7 protein-coding genes are annotated in these 9,196 nt (G+C 74.5%); 2 read left to right on the top strand and 5 right to left on the bottom strand.

Annotated elements, in window-relative coordinates; all coding sequences use genetic code 11:
• Positions 1–50: 50 nt before the first annotated feature.
• From CBZ_RS10610 to CBZ_RS10590, 5 genes are all read right to left on the bottom strand, one after another.
• Entirely contained in the window at positions 51–2,183 is a 2,133-nt protein-coding gene (locus tag CBZ_RS10610) for a 3-hydroxyacyl-CoA dehydrogenase NAD-binding domain-containing protein (protein WP_130781527.1), read from the bottom strand.
• Complete coding sequence (locus CBZ_RS10605; RefSeq protein WP_130781526.1) at positions 2,180–3,421, bottom strand: thiolase family protein; 1,242 nt, start codon at positions 3,419–3,421, stop codon at positions 2,180–2,182. Before CBZ_RS10605 ends, CBZ_RS10610 begins: the two co-directional genes overlap by 4 nt.
• 140 nt (positions 3,422–3,561) lie before the next feature.
• The gene (locus CBZ_RS10600; RefSeq protein WP_130781525.1) at positions 3,562–4,899 is read right to left on the bottom strand and encodes an HRDC domain-containing protein; all 1,338 of its coding nucleotides are present in this window, start codon (positions 4,897–4,899) and stop codon (positions 3,562–3,564) included.
• 97 nt (positions 4,900–4,996) lie between these two features.
• Complete coding sequence (locus tag CBZ_RS21995) at positions 4,997–5,512, bottom strand: helix-turn-helix transcriptional regulator (RefSeq protein WP_281274873.1); 516 nt, start codon at positions 5,510–5,512, stop codon at positions 4,997–4,999.
• A gap of 143 nt (positions 5,513–5,655) precedes the next feature.
• Positions 5,656–6,240: a DUF3000 domain-containing protein gene (locus CBZ_RS10590; RefSeq protein ID WP_130781524.1), complete on the bottom strand. Its 585-nt coding sequence runs from the start codon at positions 6,238–6,240 to the stop codon at positions 5,656–5,658.
• Positions 6,241–6,418: 178 nt separating this feature from the next.
• Here CBZ_RS10590 and gnd point away from each other — a divergent pair, with 178 nt between their 5' ends.
• Positions 6,419–7,873, top strand: coding sequence for an NADP-dependent phosphogluconate dehydrogenase (gene gnd / locus CBZ_RS10585; RefSeq protein WP_130781523.1), 1,455 nt, complete (start codon positions 6,419–6,421; stop codon positions 7,871–7,873).
• On the top strand, positions 7,870–9,159 hold the full coding sequence (locus CBZ_RS10580) for a carboxylate--amine ligase (RefSeq protein ID WP_130781522.1): 1,290 nt from the start codon (positions 7,870–7,872) through the stop codon (positions 9,157–9,159). The genes gnd and CBZ_RS10580 overlap by 4 nt, the downstream gene beginning before the upstream one ends.
• Positions 9,160–9,196: the final 37 nt, after the last annotated feature.

The following is a 9,196-nucleotide window of genomic DNA, read 5'->3' as shown; positions in this document are numbered from 1 at the left end:
CCCGTGGCCGGCCGTCGGGGACGACCGGCCGGCCACGGGCCCGCAGGTGCTCAGCGGGTCGGGACGTTCGCCACACCGTCGGGCAGCAGGCGGCGGCCGAGGACCTTCTGGCTGTAGCCCGTGCGGTCCAGGTACGGCGTGAGCCCGCCCAGGTGGAAGCCCCAGCCGGCGCCGAGGATCATGCACAGGTCGATCTGCTGCGGCGTCGAGACGACGCCCTCGTCGAGCATGTGCCCGACCTCGACGGTCAGCGCCGTGAGGACCGAGTCGAGGACTCCCGCCTCGTCGAGCGGCTCGGTCGCGACGTCGACCTCGCGGCCCGCGTCGAAGACCGCCTGGATCGCGGGGTCGACCGGCTTCGGCAGGCCCTTCGCGGGTGCGTCGAGCACGACGCGCGTGCCGTCCGCGACGAGCTTCTCGAGCCCGGGGGAGCGCGGGAACCGGTCGCCGAGCTCCTCGCGCAGCGACGTCAGGACATGTAGCCCGACCGCCGGGCCGACGAGGTCGAACAGCTCGAACGGCGGCATCGGCAGGCCGAGCGGCCGCAGCGCGCGGTCCGCGACCTCGACGGACGTGCCGTGCTCGACCGCGTCGACGATCACGCCGAGCAGCAGCACGAGCAGCCGGTTGACCACGAAGCCCGGACGGTCCGCGACGAGCACGGCCGTCTTGCGCAGCTTCGCGGCGACCGCGAACCCGGTCGCGAGCGCCTCGGCCGACGTCTGCTGCGCCTGCACGACCTCGACGAGCGGCATGGCCGCGACGGGGTTGAAGAAGTGCAGCCCGACGACCCGCTCCGGGTGGCGCAGGTCGGCGGCCATGGCGGACACCGACAGCGCCGAGGTGTTGGTCGCGAGCACCGCGGTCGGGGAGATGACGTCCTCGAGCTCGGCGAAGACACGCTTCTTGAGGTCGAGGATCTCGGTGACCGCCTCGATGACGAGGTCGCACGACGCGAGGTCGCCGAGGTCGGTGGTGCCCGTGACCGAGCCCAGGAGACGCGCCCCCGCGGACTCGCTCATCCGGCCGGTCGACGTGAGCCGCTCGACCGTGGAGCGCACGGCCGCCAGGCCCTTGCCCACGCGCTCGTCGTCGAGGTCCCGCATGACGACCGGCACGCCGAGGCGCTGCGCGAACAGCAGCGCGATCTGCGCCGCCATGAGCCCCGCGCCGACGATGCCGACGCGCGTGACCGGCTGCGCGAGCGACGGGTCGGGTGCACCGACGGGCTTCTTGCCGCCCGAGACGAGCCCGAACGCGTAGACGCTCGCGCGCATCTCGTCGCTCATGATGAGGTCGGCGAGCGCCTCGTCCTCGGCGACGAACGCGTCGTCCCGCGACGCGGTGCGGGCGGCGGCGACCAGGTCGAGCGCGCGGTACGGCGCGGGCCGCGAGCCGTGCACGACCGCGTCGAGACGCTGCCGCGCGGCCGCGACGACGCCGTCCCACACGGGCTGCGGGTCGAGCGGGCGCCGCTCGACGACGACCTCGCCGGACAGGACACGCGCTGCCCACCGGATCGACTCCTCGAGGAAGTCGGCCGGGTCGAGCACGACGTCCATGAGGCCGATGCCGGCCGCCTCGGCCGCGGCGAACGGCTTGTTCGCCGCGGGGCGCGTGAGGATGACGTCGAGCGCCTTCTCGACGCCGACGAGCCGCGGCACGACGTAGGCGCCGCCCCAGCCCGGCACGAGGCCCAGGCCCGTCTCCGGCAGCGCGAGGGCGCGCACGTCGGACGCGACCGTGCGGTAGTCGCAGTTGAGCGCGAGCTCGAGCCCGCCGCCGAGCGCGACGCCGTTGACGAACGCGAACGTCGGCACGCCCATGTCGTGCAGCAGCACGTACGCCGCGTGGCCGCCGCGCCCGAGCTCGAGCGCGGTGTCCCGGTCGGCGACCGTCGTGACCTGCGTGAGGTCGGCGCCGGCCGCGAGGAAGTACGGCTTGCCGGTGACGGCGACCGCCTGCACCGCGCCGGAGCGGACCCGCTCCCGGACGGTGGTCAGCGCGGCCGTGAGCTCGGCGATGCCCAGCGGACCGAACGTCGTCGGCTTGGTGTGGTCCAGGCCGTTGTCGACCGTGACCAGGGCGAGCGTCCCGGCACCGCCCGGCAGGGCGACGTCGCGGACCAGCGCGTGCGTGACCCGCTCGGGACGGGTCTGCGGGGCGTCGGTCGTCGTGCTCACAGCTGGCTCCCGTTCGTCGGCTCGTACTCGGGGTGGTGCGGGTTCTCCCAGATCACGGTGCCGCCCTGGCCCAGGCCGACGCACATGGTCGTCAGGCCGTAGCGGACCTCGGGGCGCTCCTCGAACTGGCGGGCGAGCTGCGTCATGAGGCGCACGCCCGACGACGCGAGGGGGTGCCCGACGGCGATCGCGCCGCCGTAGGGGTTGACGCGCGGGTCGTCGTCGGCGATGCCGAACGCGTCGAGGAAGGCGAGGACCTGCACCGCGAAGGCCTCGTTGATCTCGAACAGACCGATGTCGTCGATCGTCAGGCCCGAGCGCTCGAGGGCCTTGCGGGTGGCCGGCACGGGGCCGACGCCCATGATCTCCGGCTCGACGCCCGCGTAGGCGAAGGAGACGAGACGCATGCGCGTCGGCAGGCCGAGCTCGGCAGCGACGTCCTCGGCGGCGAGCACGCACGACGCGGCGCCGTCGGTCAGCGGGGCGGCGGTGCCGGCGGTGACGCGGCCACCGGGCCGGAACGGCGTCGGGAGGCCGGCGATCTGCTCGACGGTCGTCCCCGGGCGGGGCGGCTCGTCGGCGGTGGCCAGGCCCCAGCCGCGCTCGGGGTCGCGCAGGGCCACCGGCACGAGGTCGGGCTCGATCTGCCCCGCGGCGAGCGCGGCGGCGTACCGGGCCTGGCTCGCGACGCCGTACGCGTCGGCCCGCTCACGGGTCAGGGCGGGGAAGCGGTCGTGCAGGTTCTCCGCGGTGACGCCCATGTTGAGCGCGTCGGGAGCGACGAGCCGCTCGCTGAGGAACCGCGGGTTCGGGTCGGCGTCGAAGCCCATGGGGTGGTGCCCCATGTGCTCGACCCCACCGGCGACCGCGACGTCCTGCGCGCCGAACCCGATGGTCGCGGCGACGTTGGTCACGGCGGTCATGGCGCCCGCGCACATGCGGTCGACGGCGTAGCCGGGCACGGTGCGGGGGAGGCCGGCGAGGACGCCGACCGTGCGCCCCAGGGTGAGGCCCTGGTCGCCCTGCTGGGTGGTCGCCGCGATGGCGACCTCGTCGATGCGCTCGGGCGGGAGCCCGGGGTGGCGGCGTAGCAGCTCGCGGACGGTCTTGACGACGAGGTCGTCGGCGCGCGTGTGCGCGTAGAGGCCGTCCTTGCGGGCGCGGCCGAAGGGGGTGCGGACCCCGTCGACGAAGACGACGCGACGGGGGGCGGGCGGTCGGGCGGATGCGGTCGGCATCGGGCCTCCAGGCGTGGACGACGGTGTCCGGTGTCGGTGTGGGGCGCACACGCGTGCGCCCGCTCCGGCCGACGCTACCGGGACCTTGGTCCTACGTCAGCCGAAGTTACCGAAGAGTAACAGTCGGCCCGACGGGCCTCTCAGCCGCGCGCGAGGCCCGCGAACGCGCCCGCGAGACGCTCCGCGAGCAGCTCGACCTGCCACGGCCGGGCACCGCCCGCGACCAGGAAGTCCTCGATCGCCGCGGCGTCCAGGGAGGACGGCGGCGTCCAGCACAGCCGCCGCAGCAGGTCGGGCTGCAGCAGGTTCTCCGCGGGCACGTGGTGCGTCGTGGACAGCTCCGTCACGACGTCCCGCGCGGCCGTCAGGCGCGCCGCGGCCGCGGGGTCCTTGTCGGCCCACGCCCGCGGGGGCGGCGGTGCGTCGCTCTTCGGGCCGCGCACCGACGGCAGCTCCGCGTCGGGCACCGCGAGACCACGGTCGATCGCCTGCTGCCACAGCGTCGCCCGGCGGCGCGTGCCCTTGCCGGAGAACGCCGGCAGGGCCGTGAGCTGCGGGACCGAGCGCGGGAGCGCCTGCGCCGCCGCGACGATCGCCGCGTCCGGGAGCACGCGACCCGGGGAGATGTCCCGCTGACGGGCGTTCTGGTCCCGCGTGAGCCACAGCTCGCGCACGACGGCCAGGCGCCGGGCGTCGCGGATCTGGTGCAGGCCGGACACCCGTCGCCACGGGTCGACGCGTGGCGGCGGGACGGGGGCGTTGCGGACGGCCTCGAACTCCTGGGCCGCCCACTCCGCCTTGCCGGCGACCGCGAGCCGCTCGGCGAGCACCTCGCGCAGCTCGACGAGGACCTCGACGTCGAGCGCCGCGTAGCGCAGCCACTCCGGCGGCAGCGGGCGCGTCGACCAGTCGACCGCCGAGTGCTCCTTCGCCAGGCCCAGGCCCAGGGCGTCCGCGACGACCGCGGCGAGACCGACGCGCTCCATGCCGAGCAGCCGCGCCCCGAGCTCGGTGTCGAAGACGCGCGACGGCCGCATGCCCTGCTCGACGAGCCCGGGCAGGTCCTGCGAGGCCGCGTGCAGGACCCACTCGACACCGACCAGCGCATCCGACAGCGCCGAGAGGTCAGGAAGCGCGATCGGGTCGATGAGGGCCGTGCCCGCCCCTTCGCGGCGGAGCTGCACCAGGTAGGTCCGCTGCCCGTACCGGTAGCCCGACGCCCGCTCGGCGTCGACCGCGACGGGGCCGGTGCCCGCACCGAAGGCGGCCACGACCTGCGCGAGCGCCTCGGGGGTGTCGACGACCGGCGGGACGCCGTCCGCGGGCTCGGTCAGCGGGACGACCTGCTCGGCGGCCTCCTGCTCGGCGTCGACGCCACCGACGACGTCGACGGGCTCGGTCGGGGCCACGGCGTCCGGCGGGGTGGGGTCGACGTCGCTCCCTGTGTTGCGGGAGTCGCCGGCCACCTCGGAGTGCATGAGGTCAACCGTAAGCGACGGTGCAGTCCCGCCCGCGCAGGCGGGCCGTGGTGCGCGGCGCGTCACCCGGGCGGCGCCGGGGGCGTCGCGGTCCGCGTCAGTCGAGGACGCCGCCGCGGATCGAGATCGCGACGAGCTCCGCGCGGTCGCCCGTGCCGAGCTTGCGGGAGATCCGGGCGAGGTGGCTCTTGACCGTCAGGGCCGACAGCCCGAGGTCCTCGCCGATGAGGCGGTTGCTGCGGCCGTCCGCGACCAGGCGCAGGACGGAGATCTCACGAGCCGTGAGGTCGGGCAGCGCCGGCGGGGCCGGGGCGGGTGCCGGACGGCGGGGCACGGTCGTGGCGGTGAGGCCCGCGACGGCACCCCGCAGCCCACCCTGCAGCAGCACGGACAGCTCCGGGCGGCTCGCCCGGCGCGTGAGGACCACGACGCGCGGCGCGCCACGGCGGCGCAGGTTCTGCACCAGCGCGACGCCGTCGCCGTCGGCGATCTCGGAGACGACGACGCACATCTGCTGGACGGGCGCCGCGGGGCGGCGCGTCGCCGGCACGGACGTCCGTACGGCGACCCGGCGGAGCGGGGCCACGTCACGACGCAGGGGCTCGATGGTCACGTGCCTCTCATCGGCAGCGGACCGGGGGTACTTGAGCCCTCAGGCGGGGCGGAGTGCGGTCGGTCGGCGTCGCGCGAGGGCCGGACGGGGGACGGCCGCGGTCCGCCGGGGCCGGGGCCGGTGCGGGTGGCCGGTGCTGCGGCTCAGCGCCGCGGGCCGAGGGGCACGACGCCCTCCGGCAGGGGCGGCAGGCCGGCCGCGGTGCACAGCAGGGTCGCCCACGCCCGCAGGTGCGGACCCAGGTCCTCGCCCGCCGACGTCCAGGACGCGCGGATCTCGAGCTCGGTCTGCTCCGAGCGCCGCTCGAGCGCCCCGAAGCTCTGCGACAGCACCCGGGTCACGGTGCCGCCGGCCGCGTGCGGCTCGAGCCCGGCGGACTCCAGGGCGTCGGTGAACCACGTCCAGGCGACCTCGGCGAGCAGCGGGTCGGTACCGACCTCAGCCTCGAGCGTCGAGCGGACCAGGGTCACGAGGCGGAAGGTGCCCTCCCACGCCTCCTGGCCCTCGGGGTCGTAGAGCACGACGAACCGGCCGGAGGCGAGCTCGGCGGCCGCGACCGACCGCCGCGCGCTGCGGACCTCGGCGGTCAGGGCGGCGGAGAACGGCGCGATCCGGGCCGGGCCCGGCACCTCGTCGAGCACGACCTCAGGCCGGACCGTCACGTTGCGCAACGAACGGAGCGCGCGGACGAACTCGGCCGGGACGTCCTCAGGGCCTGCGGGGGTCACGCTCCGGAGCGTACGGGCGGGGCCGCCGTCTTAGCGTCCGGCACGCCGCTCCCGGGTGTCGGCTACGCCGCTAGGCTGACCGCGCACCCCCACCCGGTCGTCGCCGCACCCGTCCTGCGCCTCGCGCACGGGTCGCGCGCGCGAGGTCGGGCCGTCGACGACAAGGAGCACCTCACGCATGGCCGCGAACAGCTCGGCAACCGGAACCGCGGAGATCGGCGTCACCGGACTCGCGGTCATGGGCCGCAACCTGGCCCGGAACTTCGCCCGCAACGGGTTCACCGTCGCGATCCACAACCGGTCGTTCGCCAAGACGCAGTCGCTCGTCGACGACCACGGCGACGAGGGCACGTTCGTCGCCTCGGAGTCGGTGGAGGACTTCGTCGCCTCGCTCGCGCGCCCGCGCAAGATCGTCGTCATGGTCAAGGCCGGTGCCGCGACCGACGCGGTCATCGACGAGCTCGTGCCGCACCTCGACGAGGGCGACATCGTCGTGGACGCGGGCAACGCGCACTTCCCGGACACGATCCGCCGGGAGAAGGCGCTGCGCGCGAAGGGCCTGCACTTCGTCGGCTCGGGGGTGTCGGGCGGTGAAGAGGGTGCACTGCTCGGCCCGTCGATCATGCCCGGCGGCACCGCGGAGTCGTACCAGTGGCTCGGTCCGATCCTGGAGAAGATCTCCGCGAAGGTCGACGGCGTGCCGTGCTGCACGTATGTCGGTCCCGACGGTGCGGGGCACTTCGTGAAGATGGTGCACAACGGCATCGAGTACGCGGACATGCAGCTGATCGCCGAGGCGTATGACCTGCTCAAGCAGGGGCTGGGTGCCTCCGCCGCGGAGATCGGGCAGATCTTCGCCGACTGGAACACCGGTGACCTGGAGTCGTTCCTGATCGAGATCACCGCCGACGTGCTGCAGCATGTCGACGCGGCGAGCGGGTCGGCGTTCGTCGACATCGTGCTGGACCGGGCCGAGCAGAAGGGCACCGGTCGCTGGACCGTGCAGAACGGTCTGGACCTGGGCGTGCCGATCACCGGGATCGCCGAGGCGACGTTCGCCCGTGCCCTGTCCGGGTCGGTCCCGCAGCGCACGGCCGCGCTGGGCACGCTGCCCGCGCACACCACCGACTGGCAGGTCGAGGACCGTGCGGCGTTCATCGAGGACGTGCGCCTGGCCCTGTACGCCTCGAAGGTCGTGGCCTACTCGCAGGGCTTCGACCAGATCGCCGCGGCGTCCGCGGAGTTCGGGTGGGACATCGACCGGGGTGCGATGGCCCGGATCTGGCGTGGTGGGTGCATCATCCGCGCCCGGTTCCTCAACCGCATCACCGAGGCGTACGAGCGCAACGTGGACCTGCCGCTGCTGCTCGCCGACGAGTACTTCACCGGCGCCGTCGGCAACGGCGTGCCGGCGTGGCGTCGGGTCGTGGCCGGTGCCGCCCTGCACGGCGTGCCGACCCCCGCGTTCTCCTCCTCGCTCGCGTACTACGACGGGGTCCGTGCTGAGCGGCTGCCCGCCGCCCTGATCCAGGCGCAGCGTGACTTCTTCGGCGCGCACACCTACCGCCGCACCGATCGGGACGGCACGTTCCACACCACCTGGTCCGGCGACCGCACCGAGCAGGACGCGTGAGCGAGCCCACCACCGCCCCCGTCGCCCCGGGCACGTCCCGGGCCGGCGGGGGCGGGCCGCTCCAGCCCGTCATCCTCGGCGCCGACATCGGCGTCTACGCCCTCGCGCGCTCGTTCCACGAGGCGTACGGCGTCCGCTCGGTCGTCGTCGCGGGCGCCGCGCTCGGGCCCGTCGCCCACTCCCGGATCGTCGACCACGAGATCGTCGCCGACGGGCACGACCCCCGCCAGCTCGTCGACCGGCTTCTCGAGGTCGCCCGCCGCCTGCCGGACCGTCGCCTGCTGCTCATGGCGAACTCCGACTGGCTCGTGCGCGTCGTCGTCCAGCACCGCGCCGAGCTCGAGCCGTTCTACGTCGTGCCGTTCCTCACGGCCGAGCTGCTCGACCAGATCTCCGACAAGGCGAGCTTCGCGGAGATCTGCGACCGGCTCGACATCTCCGTGCCGCGCACGATCGTCCAGGACTTCACCGCCGCCGCCGAGCCCGGCTGGGCACCCGCACCCGTCGACCTGGACTACCCGCTCATCGCCAAGGCGGCGAGCAGCGCGGACTACCAGGACGTCGAGTTCGAGGGCAAGAAGAAGGTCTTCGAGATCGCGACGCCCGACGAGCTCACGTGGCTCTGGTCGGCGCTGCGGTCCGCGGGCTTCCGCGGGCGGTTCGTCGTCCAGGAGCTCGTGCCCGGCGACGACACGCAGATGCGGTCCATCACCGCCTACGTCGACACGCGCGGCGAGATCACCCTGCTCTGCTCGGCGCACGTGCTGCTCGAGGAGCACACGCCGTCCGGGCTCGGCAACCCCGCCGCGATGATCACGTACCGCGACGACGCCATGCTCGACCAGGCGCGCCGGTTCCTGTCGGCGACCGGCTACCGCGGGTTCGCCAACTTCGACGTCAAGGTCGACCCGCGCACCGGGCTCTTCCGGTTCTTCGAGGTCAACCCGCGCATCGGGCGCAACAACTACTACGTGACCGCGGCCGGGTCGAACCCCATGCGGTTCGTCGTCGCCGACCACGTCGAGGGCGCGGCCGTCGAGCCCGTCGTCGTCGACCGGGAGATCCTCTACTCGATCGTGCCGTTCCGCCTGCTGCTGCGGTACGTGCGTGACCCGCAGCTCGCGGCCCGCGTGCGGCGGCTCGTGCGGGCCCGTGCGACCGCGCACCCGCTCGCGTACGGCAAGGACCTCTCGCCGCGGCGTCGCGCCTACGTGTGGGCCGCGAAGCTCAACCAGGTGCGCAAGTTCCGCCGGTACTACCCGGAGGTCACGTCGACGGGGTTCTGACCCTGCCGCCGGGGACGTCCCCGGAACGACGACGGGC

It is taken from the genome of Cellulomonas biazotea, from assembly GCF_004306155.1.
Taxonomy (GTDB): domain Bacteria; phylum Actinomycetota; class Actinomycetes; order Actinomycetales; family Cellulomonadaceae; genus Cellulomonas; species Cellulomonas biazotea.
The sequence above is the reverse complement of the archived record's forward strand: the minus strand, read 5'-3'. Positions and strand labels throughout refer to the sequence as shown.